12 protein-coding genes are annotated in these 14,562 nt (G+C 52.0%); 11 read left to right on the plus strand and 1 reads right to left on the minus strand.

Translation table 11 applies throughout. From position 1 onward, the window contains the following. Positions 1-81 precede the first annotated feature (81 nt). The gene (locus AZF00_RS12535; protein WP_008248837.1) at positions 82-2,445 is read left to right on the plus strand and encodes a TonB-dependent receptor; all 2,364 of its coding nucleotides are present in this window, start codon (positions 82-84) and stop codon (positions 2,443-2,445) included. Between the two features lie 45 nt (positions 2,446-2,490). On the opposite strand, the gene AZF00_RS12540 is transcribed toward AZF00_RS12535, so the two are convergent. Beyond that, positions 2,491-3,399 (minus strand): LysR substrate-binding domain-containing protein, encoded by a 909-nt coding sequence (locus AZF00_RS12540; RefSeq protein WP_008248836.1) that lies wholly within the window; start codon positions 3,397-3,399, stop codon positions 2,491-2,493. Between the two features lie 61 nt (positions 3,400-3,460). On the opposite strand from AZF00_RS12540, the gene AZF00_RS12545 reads away from it, so the two are divergent. From AZF00_RS12545 to AZF00_RS12590, 10 genes are all read left to right on the plus strand, one after another. Further along, positions 3,461-4,363 carry a sterol desaturase family protein gene (locus AZF00_RS12545; RefSeq protein WP_231856157.1) on the plus strand — a complete coding sequence of 301 codons (903 nt, stop codon included), beginning with the start codon at positions 3,461-3,463 and terminating at the stop codon, positions 4,361-4,363. A 67-nt stretch (positions 4,364-4,430) separates the two neighbouring features. Further along, positions 4,431-5,912 (plus strand): flavin-containing monooxygenase, encoded by a 1,482-nt coding sequence (locus AZF00_RS12550; protein ID WP_008248834.1) that lies wholly within the window; start codon positions 4,431-4,433, stop codon positions 5,910-5,912. Further along, on the plus strand, positions 5,912-7,723 hold the full coding sequence (locus tag AZF00_RS12555) for an arylsulfatase (RefSeq protein WP_008248833.1): 1,812 nt from the start codon (positions 5,912-5,914) through the stop codon (positions 7,721-7,723). Before AZF00_RS12550 ends, AZF00_RS12555 begins: the two co-directional genes overlap by 1 nt. A 36-nt stretch (positions 7,724-7,759) precedes the next feature. Beyond that, positions 7,760-8,665, plus strand: a complete 906-nt coding sequence (locus tag AZF00_RS12560; protein ID WP_008248832.1) for an alpha/beta hydrolase — start codon at positions 7,760-7,762, stop codon at positions 8,663-8,665. 101 nt (positions 8,666-8,766) lie between these two features. Beyond that, the gene (locus AZF00_RS12565; protein WP_008248831.1) at positions 8,767-9,639 is read left to right on the plus strand and encodes a type 1 glutamine amidotransferase domain-containing protein; all 873 of its coding nucleotides are present in this window, start codon (positions 8,767-8,769) and stop codon (positions 9,637-9,639) included. An 18-nt stretch (positions 9,640-9,657) separates the two neighbouring features. Further along, the gene (locus AZF00_RS12570; RefSeq protein WP_008248830.1) at positions 9,658-10,092 is read left to right on the plus strand and encodes a hypothetical protein; all 435 of its coding nucleotides are present in this window, start codon (positions 9,658-9,660) and stop codon (positions 10,090-10,092) included. Between the two features lie 9 nt (positions 10,093-10,101). Continuing rightward, positions 10,102-11,937 (plus strand): arylsulfatase, encoded by a 1,836-nt coding sequence (locus tag AZF00_RS12575; protein ID WP_008248829.1) that lies wholly within the window; start codon positions 10,102-10,104, stop codon positions 11,935-11,937. Continuing rightward, positions 11,930-12,370: a DUF1330 domain-containing protein gene (locus tag AZF00_RS12580; protein WP_008248828.1), complete on the plus strand. Its 441-nt coding sequence runs from the start codon at positions 11,930-11,932 to the stop codon at positions 12,368-12,370. The genes AZF00_RS12575 and AZF00_RS12580 overlap by 8 nt, the downstream gene beginning before the upstream one ends. Before the next feature lie 83 nt (positions 12,371-12,453). Next, entirely contained in the window at positions 12,454-13,773 is a 1,320-nt protein-coding gene (locus AZF00_RS12585; RefSeq protein WP_008248827.1) for a hypothetical protein, read from the plus strand. Positions 13,774-13,867: 94 nt separating this feature from the next. Then, complete coding sequence (locus tag AZF00_RS12590) at positions 13,868-14,509, plus strand: glutathione S-transferase family protein (RefSeq protein WP_008248826.1); 642 nt, start codon at positions 13,868-13,870, stop codon at positions 14,507-14,509. Positions 14,510-14,562 lie beyond the last annotated feature (53 nt).

Below are 14,562 nucleotides of genomic sequence, written 5' to 3' on the forward strand. Positions count from 1 at the left end.
TAGCTTGCATCTTAGATCTGTTCGGTAAATATAAAAATTATAAGTCCGGCGCGCTTAAGACCGCCTTTTCTGGAACTCAATATGTATAAAAATAAGCCAAGTGTTAGCTTCTCTCTACGGCCACTGGTATTCGGTATATCCGCTGCCTTACTCGGACCCGCGGCTGCGACCTCAGCCGCCCAGCTCGAGGAGGTCATCGTCACGGCCCAAAAGCGCGCCGAGGACATGCAGACCGTCCCGGTCTCGGTATCTGCCCTAACAGCCGACCAACTTGCCGATATTGGTTTTAACGACATTAGCGACATCGCCGCGCAAGTGCCGTCGCTTATCGTACTCACCAATATTAGCCCGCTAGCCACCACCTTCAGAATTCGCAATATCGGCAACGCCGGTAACATTCCCAATTTTGAGCCCGCGACTGGCCTGTTTATCGACGGTGCCTTTCGGTCTCGCTCAGGCATTGGTATGGGCGACTTGGTAGATGTGAGTTCCGTTGAAGTCTTAAAAGGCCCCCAGAGTACCTTGCACGGTAAAAACGTCACCGCCGGAGTGATTAGCGTCGCAACGCAGGGCCCAACTGAAAATTTTGAAGCCATGGCGGAAGTCAGCTTTGGCAGCGATAACCTGAAACAAATAAAAGCCTATGTGAGCGGGCCCTTTAGCGACTCAGTCGCAGGTCGACTCAGCATCGTCGACACCGGCCGAAGCGAGTTAATTGAGAACGCAGCGGGCCCGAAAAGCGAAGGTTTGAACGGCTACGCGATTCGCGGCCAGTTGCGCATGGACTTTAGCGACGCCCTGTATGGCCGCCTCATTGTGGGTTACGCCGACAAGGACATGAACACCACAACCGGTGATGTATTTTTGAGTGACGCCAGCAGGCGAATCTTAGGGAACGCTGGCGCTAGCTTAACCATCCCCAACGACCCCTCTGACAGGCTCATCGAATACAGCGAAGGCAGCGGCTATATTGGCGATTCCAACGACATTATTTTCACTCTCGAATACAGTGGCGATGGCTATTCATTAACCTCAATAAGCAGTTACGATGACTACGACGGCCTGACTATTCTCAGTGATGTCGAGCAGGCGAGCTTACTCCTCGCCGATTTTAACGACCGCCAAGCGGGCGAGTCACTGTCTCAGGAATTCCGGATCGCATCAGACACCGAAAGCCCGTTCAGCTGGCTCGCGGGTACCTTTGTTTTTACTAATGAGTTCCGTCGCGGCGACAAAGACCTACCTGAGTTCCTCGCCCAACAAGACATTGAAGAGTATGGCGCAGCACTCGCTGGCGAATTGATCACAAGAGGTGTACTGCCCATTAATCTCTCCCCCCTCGCATTGCCACTACTCGGTGTCGAGGGCGATCGAGGCGATTATGACATCACCCAAGACACCGACAGTTTTGGCATATTCACTAAACTCGATTACGAGTTTAGTGATGCTTGGAAGGCGGCCCTTGGCCTGCGCTATTCCTATGAGAAAAAAGCCGGCGTGGTGATTCAAACCACCGAGCTGTCTGCGCTCGGCTGTGTTCCACCTTTAAATACCAACCTAATCTGTCTCGTTACCCCAGACGGCAATAATTTCGACGATTCCCAAAGCTTCGACGCCATCACCGGCTCCATATCCAGCAGCTATTTTGTGAATGCCGACACCATGTTTTACGGTGTGATATCCACCGGCTTTAAAGCGGGTGGTTTCAGCTTACAAAACGGCACCGCGACTGACGAAATGCGTCCCTTCGGTGAAGAGGAAGTTATCAACTTTGAACTGGGCGCCAAAACCGAGTTCTTAGACCGCCGCGCACGGGTCAACGCGTCGGTGTTCCACACGGAATATAAGAATTTCCAGAACGCCAGTTTTGCCGGTTTGGTTTTCATCATCAACAATGCTGAACTCGTTACCGTTGACGGTATCGAAGTTGACTCGACCATCATCCTCACCGAGAACATGTCGACGACCATCAATTTCGCCTATATCGACACTGTCTTCGACAGCTACGATGGCGGTCAGTGTTACTACGGCCGCGAACCAGATAACGACTTAGGACAGTGTATTTTAGATGGCGAGGAGCTGGCCTCCGCCACCAAACTCAAAGGCAATATCGCCATTAACTGGCGCTACCCCTTTGGCAGTGGCGACATCTACACCCGCATGGACTACGCCTACTCCGGCGCCGCCAATGCCAGTTCGGCGCTAGACCCACGCTTTGACCAACCGGCGTCCAATACCCTCAACCTCAGACTCGGCTGGCGAAATAGCAATATTGACGTCGCCTTCTGGGGACGGAATCTCACCGACGAGATTGATATCGACCAAGTCGCCCCCGCCAATATCTTTACCACTATCGACACCCGCGTTGGCTCGCCAGTCGGCTCATACCAAGCCTTTACCAGCCAGCCCTTATCACTGGGCCTAACCGCCCGCTACACTTACTAAACCGGTCAGCAATCACAACACAGGCAGCCTTACGGCTGCCTGCTGTCAAACACACTCCATGATCAATGCTTTTAGCCAGTTGTGGCCCTTGTCTTGGCTCATGGCCCGGTGCCAAATTAAATAGATTGGCAGCGACGGTAAGTCGAGGGGCAGCTTAAATATTTTTAGCCGGTCTTTATACAAAAAGAACTCCGCCATTGGCCTAGGAACAATAGCAATACCGTCAGACTGCATCACCACCGTTGGCACCGCAATATACTGATTTACTTCGGTGAGTATCTTGCGAATGCCGCCCTGCTCTTCCATAAACTGCTGAAGCGGCTCACGGCGCTCGCTGCCAAAACTCATGACGATGTGCTTTTCACCGAAAAACTGCTTGGTACTAATCGACAACTTTGCGCCTAAGCGGGGATGATCACGGCGGGCAATTACCACAATTTCTTCCGGTTTGAATTCGCAGTAATCCAAACGTTTGTCCTGGGGCGAGACAAAGTCAAAACAAAAATCGATCTTGCCGTCCTTAAGTGATTCAAGGCCGGTTTCCTGGTCATCTAAGTGGGAGTATATGCTGATATCGGTTTGCACCTGATTTACTTTTTCAAGAATACGCGGCAATAAATTCAACTCACCGTAACGGCCAAAGGCAATTTTAAATACGCGATCAGACTCCGTCGGCTCAAAATGCTTATTCGAATCAAGCGTGTCGCGGATTTTAAGCAAAACCTCTTGAATCGGCCCCGCTATTTCAAGGGCTCGCGCTGTGGGCTTCATACCGTTGCGGGTGCGAATAAACAGCTCGTCGTCAAAGGTCTGCCGCAGTCGCTTAAGCGCATGGCTAGTCGCGGGTTGGGTCATATGCAGCTGCTGCGCCGCCTTAGACATTTGGCCGTGACTCATTATCGCGTCAAAGATGGTGAGTAGATTGAGATCAACCGAACGTAAATTAAGCTTCATGCATATCACTTATGCTTTTATTGAATTGTACTAATATTAGCAAATTGCTTAAGGTCTCACCATGGCAACAGTGTTTGAGACGAGACCGAGGCCCGAAATGGACAATGTGGAGAATGGCTATACCAATTGGTCACTCGGGGTGATTGTTTTTTTCATCTTGTATGAAATAGCCAAAGGCGCCACCAAAAATGGTAAAAAAATTGGCAAAGACTGGCAGATGCTGGGCATCGCCGTTACCTGGCTACATTTTATAGAGCGGCCGCTGCTGATCCTGTGTAGTTTTGGCCTCTTCACTTTATTCATGCCAGGCCATGCTGGCGCCTTGGCATGGCTTGACGATCAGTACCTCCTCGTCGGTGTTATTAGCTTTGTCATGATTGATGAGTTATTACATGGCTGGGTACATAATTTTTCTCACTCACGCACCCCAGAAAACACCATGCTCGCCAAATTACAGCGCTGGTATAAAGTGACCCACCGAACCCACCATTTACACGGCGGCGCCGATAATCGCGGCGAGCTAGGTGTAAGCCAAACCATTGTGGTCGGCTGGGGCTGGGCTTTTACCCTACCCAATTACTGGTTTGGTTATCTGTGCCTATATCTTGGTCTATTCCATGTCTGGGCGATTGGCACTGCCATTAAGAGTATTTGGGGAATCCACACCCACGCCAACCTCGACTACGATTTAAAACTGCTCAACCACCCAAATCCGATCATCTCGAAAACCATGTATGCGCTATGCCATGTTTTGACCTTTCCCACCCAGCACCATCACCATCACAGCCGCAGCCCCACCTCGGCCTGCAATCTACAAAATATGCTGGCACTCTACGATTGGCTGCTCTGGAAAAAACTCGCCATTGAATTTGAGCGCCCTAAAATCTACGGCTGGCGCAAAAATGAAAAAGAAGAAAACAGCGTGCTCTACCGTTACTTTTATCGGCCGCTCAACAAGGGCTAGCAATACACCCTCAAAAATAACGCCCTAAAACGACTATAACGCGGGCCAGAATTGGATTGATAGAATAATGGATACGTCGACAACAAAGACTTCTGCAGAGAACAAAATTGCGTTTCACGAGACCATTGTTATCGGCGCGGGCGTTTCCGGCATTTGCGCGGCAATCAAACTCCGTGAAGCCAAGGTCGATTTTATTGTGCTGGAAAAAGCCCAGGAAGTCGGTGGCGTCTGGCGCGAGAACATCTATCCCGACTGCGCCTGCGATGTGCCTTCGGCCTTGTATTCATACTCCTTTGCGCCCAACCCGAACTGGAGCCGTGTTTTTGCCAGCCAAGAAGAAATAAAGGCCTACACCCAAGACACCGTAAAACGCTTTGCTGTTGACGAGCACATCCACTTCAACTGTGCCCTTAGCAAGTGCGAGTGGCTGGAAGCCGATAAATGCTGGCAATTGGAAACCAGCGGCGGCGTGTATCGCGCACGCTTTGTGATTATGGCCTGCGGACCAATGCACATACCCTTAATACCGCATATTAAGGGCATCGAGACTTTTCCGGGAACTTCATTCCATTCGGCAACGTGGGATGCAGATTACGATTTGAGCGGCAAGCGCGTTGCGGTCATCGGCTCCGGCGGCTCGGCCATTCAGTTTTTACCCGCGATCCAGCGCAAGGTAACAAAAATCACGCTATTCCAACGCACGCCGCCTTGGGTGCTGCCCAAAGTCGACACCAAGATATCGGATCGCTGGCGGACTATTTTTACGCGCCTCCCCTTTACTCAAAAATTATTCAGAAAAATACTTTTTTTCCAGTTTGAATTTCTCAATCACAATCTCAAAAACAAATGGTTCTCCCAACGTTTAGAAACAGCGGCGGTCAAACACATTGCCCGAGGCGTCAAAGATGAGGCCCTGCGAAAAAAACTGAAGCCCGATTATTCACTCGGCTGCAAACGTATATTACTGTCAAACAACTGGTATAAAGCCCTAGGCAAAGACAATGTCGAAGTAGTATCGGGCATCACTGAAATCCAAGGCAATAAGCTCATTGCCAGTGACGGTTCCAGCTGCGAAGTCGACGTGATTATTTACGGCACCGGCTTTGAGGTTTCCGACCCACCCATTGGCAAACTTATCTATGGTCGCAATGGCCGCAGTCTGTCTGAGCAATGGGTGGGGTCACCGTCGGCCTACTTAGGCACCATGGCCGAAGACTGCCCCAACTTGTTTTTAACCTTAGGCCCCAACCTCTACACCTACACCTCGGCCTTTGTGATTATTGAAGCCCAGGTGAAATATATTCTCAGCGCCATCACCAAGGCCCGCAAAAAGAAAATTGCGACAATTTCTGTTGATGGCGACACCAGCGCAAAACTCAATAAAGACCTACAAAATGCCCTGCAAGGCACGGTTTGGAACAGTGGCTGTGCCAGTTATTTTATTGATAAGACCGGCCGCAATAGCGTCAATTGGCCCTGGACAACCATGAAAATGCAGCGCCGTTTAAGCAAGATTAAGCTGTCTGAATTCCAAATAGAGAAGCACTGATGAAGCCTGCACGCTGGCCCACGAACAAGCTCGCTTTAGCCTGGCTTGGTCTTAGCTTTAGCATTGGCATAGCCAACGCTCGCGCCGCGCAAATAGATGAACTTAATAGCACAGCTGCTACCACGCCGCCGAATATCGTCCTTATTCTCGCCGACGATCTCGGCTTTAGCGACACCGCACCCTACGGCAGTGAAATTCAAACCCCCACTATCTCAGCCCTCGCTGAGATGGGCATGCAATTCACCAACTATCATACCGCCGCGAATTGCGCGCCCTCACGGGCAATGCTACTCACCGGCGTCGACAGCCACCGCAACGGCGTGCCCAATATCCCAGAGACCATCCCTCCGGAGCAAAAACGTCATCCCCACTATCAGGGCACCCTAGACACCAAGCTGCTTACCATCGCCGAGGCATTGCAGTCGGCGGGTTACCACACCTATATGGCGGGTAAATGGCATCTGGGTAATACGCCCGAGCAATTGCCCAGCCAGCGCGGCTTCGAGCGAAGCTTTGCGCTTGGCGCAACCGGTGCCGACAACTGGGAGGACAAACCCTACCTGCCGATTTACGACCGCGCCGAATGGTTCGCCGATGGCAAAGAGGCCTCGCTACCAGACAAATTTTATTCATCGGAATTTCTGGTGGATAAAGCCATAGAATTTATCGACTCAAATATTGCGGATGCAAAACCCTTCTTTGCCTACATTCCCTTTCAGGCGGTACACATCCCCGTGCAAGCGCCCCAGGAATTCACCGACAAATACGCGGATGCCTACCACGATGGCTGGCAAGCACTGCGCGAAGCGCGGCAGGCAAAGGTCAAGGCGCTGGGCATCGTGCCAATGAACAGTAATATGGTGCAAATGAGCACTATGGGCGACTGGGATGCGCAGACAGAAGAACAAAAACGCTATCAAGCAAAACGCATGGCCGTGTATGCGGGCATGGTCGACGCTATGGATTTTCACATCGGTCGCCTCGTCGCGCATTTAAAAACGATAGGTGAATTTGACAATACCGTGTTTATTTTTACCTCCGATAACGGCAGCGAAGCCACCGGCCACAATAACTCCCGTAACCTCTACGGCCGCGCGCTGGTTAAGTTTCTTGGCTACCGCAACGACTACGAAACCCTTGGCCTAAAAGGCAGCATGAATACCATTGGTCCGAGCTTTGCCAGCGCCGCGGCCTCACCGCTAGCCTTCTATAAATTTTACGCCGGAGAAGGCGGTATGCGGGTGCCGCTTATCGTCGCCGGTAAACCTCTGCAATTAAAACAAAAGACCATCAGCACTAGCTTCAGCTTTGTTACCGATATTACACCGACCATTATCGAGATTGCCGGCACCGAAATTGCTAGCGACGCCAAGAAACTCATCATAGGCCGGAGCCTGCTACCCCATATTAAAGGCGAGGCCGAAACTGTCTACGGCCCAGACGACGCCGTGGGTTATGAGCTAGGCGGCAACGCGGCGCTGTTTCGCGGCGATTACAAACTGGTCAAAATCAACGGCAAGATCGCCGACGGCCAATGGCATTTATACAATATTGCCGAAGACCCCGGCGAGACCAAGGACCTAAGCAAGGCAATGCCGGAACTACGCGCCGCGATGCTGGTTCAATACCAGCAGTACGCCAAAGAAAATCAGGTCTTAGACATGCCCGCGGGCTACGACCACGAGCGGCAAGCCATCATTAACGGCATCAACGCCCGACTACCCAATCTGGGGCTTTACGCTAGTGTTATCAGCGCCCTAGTAATACTCTTGCTGACAGTAAGAATATTTCGTACCCGCCGCAGGCAGTAGTAGGCCATACCCGAATTCGACACTTGAGGTTTCAATATGAGCTGGCAGAATTTTATTCTCAGCGCTGTCATCCGCCGCCGCCAACGGGGCACAATGAAATTAACGCCGGAGCACAGATTCAAGCGTCAAAGAAAGTTTATGGCGATGGCTATCGGCAAGCCCAACCCCGCAGTTACCAGCAAGGCAGATAAGATCAGCGGCGTCGCGGTCGAGTGGCTCGTACCCAAGGGGGTCGACAGTAGCCCGCATGCGCCAGTGTGCGTTTACTACCACGGCGGCGCCTTTATTATGGGCGGCATGAATAGCCACCGCCAAATGTGCAGCCAACTTGCGGTAGACGCGAATATCGCGGTGCTCATGGTCGACTACCGGCTCGCCCCCGAACACCCCTACCCAGCCGCAACTGAAGATGCCGTCGCGGTCTATTTGGCACTGATCAACGCGGGCTATTCAGCGGCTAAAATAATCATTGCGGGCGACAGTGCAGGCGGTAATCTGGCGCTCACCACTCTGCAAAAGCTGCGTAACGAAGATCAGCCGAGCCCGGCCGGCGCCATACTGTATTCACCATGGTTAGATTTAAGCCATAACAGTGAATCCTTCACGAGCAATTCGCACAGCGATGTACTACTGAACAAAACCCTGCTCGACGAAGCCGTGGCCTTGTACGCCCCCAACATATCCCGAGATGACCCCCGTATTTCGCCACTGTTCGGCAATGTCGCTGGGCTGCCACCGCTATTCATTATTGCCAGCGGCGCCGAAGTATTACTGGATGACGCCACGCGCCTGCAGCAAATGGTGGAACGTCAAAACGGTTATAGCACCTACCTGGAATGGCCAAAACCACCCCATGCCTTTCCCGTAATGAGCCAATTTTTACCGGAAGCGCGAGCAGCCCTAAAACAGTCAGCCGCCTTTATTAGCAAGCATATTGCCTAAGCAAAATCCCCACTTTCGTCGACGGCCACGCTTCCATAATGAGACTACCTGCTATATATTGGCACATTAAGTGTCATTATATGAGCCAGACGGATCACATCATGAAAAACAAAATAATTATTACCGTCGCAATACTAATTAGCATCGCAGCCTTAAGCCGTTTAGCGCTGCCCACGGCCCTCCACAAAGCTGGCCTGCACCCAGACTACAACGGCCCGCGCTATGACATCGCCGCCGGTAAAAAAGCCCTTATCATCGGCAGCAATCACGCAACGCTAAATGCACCGGGCGAAACCGACGGCGATGCCACTGGCGTCGCAATTTCAGAAGTGACCCACCCCTACTACAGCTTTTTAGATGCCGGTATGCTGGTTGATGTCGCCAGTATTGATGGCGGTGAAATCCCGGTCGACCCAATGAGCCTCAAGTTTTTTATTATCAGCGAGCACGATGAGCGCTATCTTGAAGACCCAACGCTACAAGCAAAAATGCAGAATTCCCTCGCCATCGGCAACGTTGATATTAGCCAGTACGATATTATTTTTATCGCGGGTGGCTGGGGCGCCGCCTATGATCTCGGCTATTCGCCAGTACTCGCCAACAAAATAAGCGAGGCCTACTACGCCGACCACCAGCCGGTAATCGCCGGGGTTTGTCACGGCGTACTCGGACTCATCAATGCCAAAGACCGCGACGGTCAGCTACTAATAGCGGGCCGCCGAATGACCGGCGTGACCGACAAGCAGATAAAAGAACTGGGCGTTGCCATAACGCCGATGCACCCAGAAACCGAACTCAAAAAAGCGGGTGCACAATTTGAAGCTAAAACCGCCTTTCGCGACTTTTTTGCCACCCACGTGGTCATCGACGATGAAAAACGCTTTGTCACTGGTCAGAACCAAAATTCCGGTTTGGAAGCAGCTCATAAAGTGCTGATGCTCCTCGCCCAAAATAGGCATAACGATAAAAAATAAATCTGTTAGGAGATCACAGTGAAAAACACCCTAGGCTCAAAAATACTGCGCGCAATTGTGTGTATTCCCGCCATTATTTTTATCGTCACCGGTCTGCAATTTCTCTTAGATCCGGCAGCAGCGGTAAAGCAATTCGGCATGCCGCTATTAGACGGTGTCGGCCGCAGCAGCCAAATCGGTGATATGGCAGGCTTTTTCCTGACCTGCGGGCTATGTGTGCTTATTGCCGTGAGTACCGGCAAACGCGTTTGGTTTCATCCCGCCGCGATGCTCACCAGCATCACCGCCATGGGCAGAATACTGGCATGGCTGCTCCACGACGCCGCGCTGGCGATAAACCTAATTGCCCCCGAGATTATTTTCACCGCACTTTTTCTATTTGCCGCCAGCCGTCTACCTGCGCCCGCTGCGCCCAGTAAAGCCGCGAACCAAGCAACGTCAGACGCCGAGTGAGGTCAGCCCATGTTTACTAACACTATACGGCCCCGACCCAAGGCCTTGCTGCGCTATACCGTCGCTGCTGTACTTATCGCTGGACTCAGCACCCAAGTCTGGGCGACTGTGGCGGCCGATCACACGAGCAAACGGCCCAATATTGTCCTGATCTTGGCCGACGACTTAGGCTTTACCGACAGCGCGCCCTATGGCAGCGAAATAAGCACCCCGGCATTGTCTGAGCTCGCCGACAACGGCATTAAATTTACCAATTACCACACCGCCGCCAACTGCGCGCCGACACGCGCCATGCTCCTGACGGGTGTCGACAACCATCGCGCGGGCGTGTCCAATATTCCAGAGATGGTGCCCCCAGAACTACAAAGCCACCCCCACTACCAAGGCACCCTCGGCAATAATATTGTGACGGTGGCGACACTGCTTCAAGACGCGGGCTACCACACGTATATGGTGGGCAAATGGCATTTAGGCGCCACACCCGATCTGCTGCCCAGCAGTCGCGGCTTTGAACGCACCATCGCCATGGCCGACTCCGGCGCCGACAACTGGGAACAAAAGCCCTATTTAGCCATCTACGAAAAAGCCAATTGGTTTGCCGACGGCGAGCGCTACACCCTGCCAGACGACTTTTACTCTTCGCGCTTTATTGTCGACAAAACCATTGAGTTTATCGACAGTAATATTAATGACGGTGCGCCCTTTTTTGCCTACCTTCCTTTTCAAGCGGTACACATGCCGGTACAAGCCCCCCAAGAATTTATCGACCGCTATATGGGCGTATACGACACGGGCTGGGCAGCCCTGCGGGAACAGCGCCTAAAGCGCGCCGTTGCGCTCGGTATTGTGCCCCAGAGCACCGCAACCACAATGATGAATACCACCAAGGACTGGGAGCAGCTCAGCGCAGACCAAAAACGCTATGAAGCCAAACGCATGGCCGTTTACGCCGCCATGGTCGAAGCCATGGACTTCCACATCGCGCGCTTGGTGGCCTATTTAAAACAGACCGGCCAGTACGATAATACTATTTTTATCTTTGCCTCCGACAACGGCAGCGAGGCAACCGGCCCAGCCAATGCCCAAGCCGCAGCACTGCGCTTTGCGCTGCGCCAACAGGGGTATAGCAACGACTACGACACCCTCGGCCTCAAGGGCAGCTTTAATTCCCTGAGCCCCAGCTTTGCCAGTGCCTCGGCCTCGCCACTTGCCTATTACAAGTTTCACACTGGCGAGGGCGGCATGCGGGTGCCACTGATTATTGCCGGTCAACCCATTGCCGCCAAACGGCACATCAGCCATGCCTTTTCCTTTGTTACCGATATCACTCCGACTATTCTGGAGTTAACGGGGGTAACACCACCCCAAGTAAAGCATGGCAAGCTGCGCTATGGTGGCCGCGAAGTCGAAGCCATGATTGGTCGCAGTTTATTGCCGCTAATACGAGGCGACGTTGAGCGTCACTACGGTGACGCCGACGAAGACGCCGTGGGCTATGAACTGGCCGGGCACGCCGCGCTGTTTCTTGGCGACTATAAACTGGTGCTCAACAAGCCGCCGGTCGGTGACAACCAATGGCATTTGTACAATATTGCTACTGATCCCGGTGAAACCACCGACCTAAGTGGCGTTGACGCCCCACGCCTACAACGAATGCTTAATCTGTATCAACAGTACGAAAAGCGTAACGACATCCAAGCAATGCCTGCCGGTTTTGTCGGTGCCCGCCAAGTGGCCCTTAATGGTCTGCGCGACCGCTTTGGCGCCCAGATTATTATCGGCATTATCACCCTTATCATTCTGACGTCTTTCTACGCAATTTATCGGCAAAACCACTATGAGTGAAACCCTGCACGTCGACTCAATCGAGCCCAGCGCCGAACAGCTAAAAGCCCTGCAAGCTATTGACCCCGAAGGCCCATTTCACTTTGTGAATTTTCTGGCCTTTAAAGACGAGGCTGAATATCCGGCGGAGCATAAACTCGCAAAGGCTAAACTCAGCGGCAGCGACGCCTACGACAAATACGGCGCCGTCGCACTTGCGCAAATTATTCAACGCGGCGGAAGACTCATCACCCTAAATACAGTTGAACTCGAAGTGATTGGATCCTCTGGTCCTTGGCATCGCGTAGCCACCATGGAATACCCAAATATTGCGGCCTTTCTAGATATGATTGCAGACCCTGTCTACCAACAGGCCTTAGTTCATCGCGATGCGGGGCTCAAAGACACGATCGTCTTAGTGACACGGCCACAACTTAAAGCGCCCATTGGATAGTCTCTGGCCTAGGCAGTCAGGTATCCGACACTTGCTGGGGCTGGCTGAGTAACTGCACTCAAATGAATAGAGAACACTAGCGCATGTTAAGAAAAATAGTTTTACTAATGACGCTCTGTACCATCGCCGTGGGTATCGTATTGGCTTATCGGACGTGGATCAGCTCGACAATTAGCGATGCCCGATTCCAAGAAGTCGCCGATGGCGATGCTCACTTTTGGTTAATGCAGGGCGGCCCCAGCGATCGCAATATGCCCTGCACGATCTACTACAACTTCGACCAGCCTCTAGACGAAGCGACCGTGCGCCTGCGCATACAAGAGCTCGCAAACACCTACCAAATGTTTCAGCGCAATGTAGTCGAGATCGACGGTCTGCCCTACTGGCAATCAGTTAAGCCCGATTGGAGCGAAAATTTTCGCGTACTCAATGCAGACGATAACATCGAGGCCATCAGAATCGAAACCGACGCGCGGCTCTCCAAAGCAGCAAAACCCGGCGAGGGCCTGCCACTGTTTCGCGCCTATCTGTCAGCTGACCGCCGCCAGCTCATTTTTATATGGCATCATGTAATCTCCGACCTAGAAGGCATGTTTAACAAACACGCTAAACACCTATTCGCCGAACAGGGCGAGCGCACACATTTTGGCTACCAAATAGACGCCAACACCAAAACCGCTAGCAGCGCAGACACCTTAAAGCCCCTACGCAAATTACTAAATACCAACCGCTCCCTTGGCTTTAAGGGTAGCGGCTTCGAGGTCGAAAAGTTTGTATTGCCCGTACAAGATCAAGCGCTAAATCGTCTTGCTCAGCGAGCGGGCTTGTCTATGAGTGATATTTTTTCCTTCATTACCCTGCGCGCAGTCACCCAATACCATACCGCTTTAGGAGATGCCGAGCATGTCGACCTCGTCCCCGTCTTAACCCCACTCAGCCTGCGCACAAGTGCCCTAGACCTTGACGAAGGCAATAACCGCGCAACAAAGCAGTTTCCCTTTGTATTCCCCGAAGAAAACATAGCGGATATGTACACGCGTATTATTGCCTTGGCGCCTAGCGACTCATCCTATAATACCGCAGGCAAAAGCATGAAAATCGCCCGGCAATTCTCGTTACTAGAACCGATACTACGTAAAATTGCCATGCCAGATTATATCTCTAACTATTTCCCACTGGCGGACATCCCACTGGCCATTCATGATGCAAAACTCGTCAGTCACGCGCTAAGAGTGCCCATGGTACCTTTTGAACGCAGTAAATTTGCCTGGTCGAATTACAATGGCGAGGTCCAATTATTTCTGCATATCGACCCACAACTTGTCGATTCAGCGCTAATGCGCGCGTCATTTGAGAAAGCCGTTACAGAAGTGCTGCAATTTTTGGAAAATAGATCGCGATGACAATCGTGTTTTAAATTAAACAATTGCCCCTAAAATGCTCCTATTTTGCAAAAACAGAATATGAGTCAAAAGACCTTAATAGCAGGAGAAAATAATGATTAAAGTTTATGGCGTACACGGCTCGCCCTTCGTGCGTAAAGTATTTATCGCGCTGGACATAAAGGGTATTCCCTATGAAGTCGTGCAGCAAATGCCCTTTTCCCGCGACGCCGAATATCTCAAAATCAACCCCCTCGGTAAAGTCCCCGCACTGGTCGACGACGACCTCATACTTTGCGACTCAAAAGTAATTTGCCAGTATTTAGAAGACGCCTACCCCGAGGTTGCACTCTACCCCAAAGATCCGAAAGAACGGGCACGGGCACACTGGTACGAAGACCTCTGCGCCGGTCGCGTCGCCGAGCTTGCCTCTGGTATATTCTTCCAGCGCTTTATGCGGCCCTTTGTCCTCAAGCAAGAAGCCGACGAAGTACTGGTCGCCAAAATCATCGCCCGCGACCTGCCGCCGATGCTCGATTATTTAGAATCGCAAATCCCCGCCGACGGTTTTATCTTTGGCGACTTCATGATGGCCGATCTTAGCGTCATCAGTCCTTTTATAAACGCCGCCTACGCTGGCTACCAAGTCGATGCCACGCGTTGGCCTGCAGTGGCCGGATTGATCGCAAGAGTGAAAGAGCAACCGCAGGTTAAAGCGGTATTGGCTAAAGAGGCTAAGGCCCTGGGATTAGGGTGATTGCTTAGAACGGCTCAGGTCTCATCTTTTACATCTATGTAAAGTTTGGGACT

The organism is Zhongshania aliphaticivorans, assembly GCF_001586255.1.
GTDB classification, from domain to species: Bacteria; Pseudomonadota; Gammaproteobacteria; order Pseudomonadales; family Spongiibacteraceae; genus Spongiibacter; species Spongiibacter aliphaticivorans.

What these genes read in the sequence shown, in the direction of transcription:
- AZF00_RS12555 (WP_008248833.1), top strand. Translation starts at nt 5,912, where the DNA reads ATGAAGCCTGCACGCTGGCCCACGAACAAGCTCGCTTTAGCCTGGCTT.
- AZF00_RS12565 (WP_008248831.1), top strand. Translation starts at nt 8,767, where the DNA reads ATGAAAAACAAAATAATTATTACCGTCGCAATACTAATTAGCATCGCA.
- AZF00_RS12540 (WP_008248836.1), bottom strand. Translation starts at nt 3,399, where the DNA reads ATGAAGCTTAATTTACGTTCGGTTGATCTCAATCTACTCACCATCTTT.
- AZF00_RS12560 (WP_008248832.1), top strand. Translation starts at nt 7,760, where the DNA reads ATGAGCTGGCAGAATTTTATTCTCAGCGCTGTCATCCGCCGCCGCCAA.
- AZF00_RS12580 (WP_008248828.1), top strand. Translation starts at nt 11,930, where the DNA reads ATGAGTGAAACCCTGCACGTCGACTCAATCGAGCCCAGCGCCGAACAG.
- AZF00_RS12545 (WP_231856157.1), top strand. Translation starts at nt 3,461, where the DNA reads ATGGCAACAGTGTTTGAGACGAGACCGAGGCCCGAAATGGACAATGTG.
- AZF00_RS12535 (WP_008248837.1), top strand. Translation starts at nt 82, where the DNA reads ATGTATAAAAATAAGCCAAGTGTTAGCTTCTCTCTACGGCCACTGGTA.
- AZF00_RS12550 (WP_008248834.1), top strand. Translation starts at nt 4,431, where the DNA reads ATGGATACGTCGACAACAAAGACTTCTGCAGAGAACAAAATTGCGTTT.
- AZF00_RS12585 (WP_008248827.1), top strand. Translation starts at nt 12,454, where the DNA reads ATGTTAAGAAAAATAGTTTTACTAATGACGCTCTGTACCATCGCCGTG.
- AZF00_RS12590 (WP_008248826.1), top strand. Translation starts at nt 13,868, where the DNA reads ATGATTAAAGTTTATGGCGTACACGGCTCGCCCTTCGTGCGTAAAGTA.
- AZF00_RS12575 (WP_008248829.1), top strand. Translation starts at nt 10,102, where the DNA reads ATGTTTACTAACACTATACGGCCCCGACCCAAGGCCTTGCTGCGCTAT.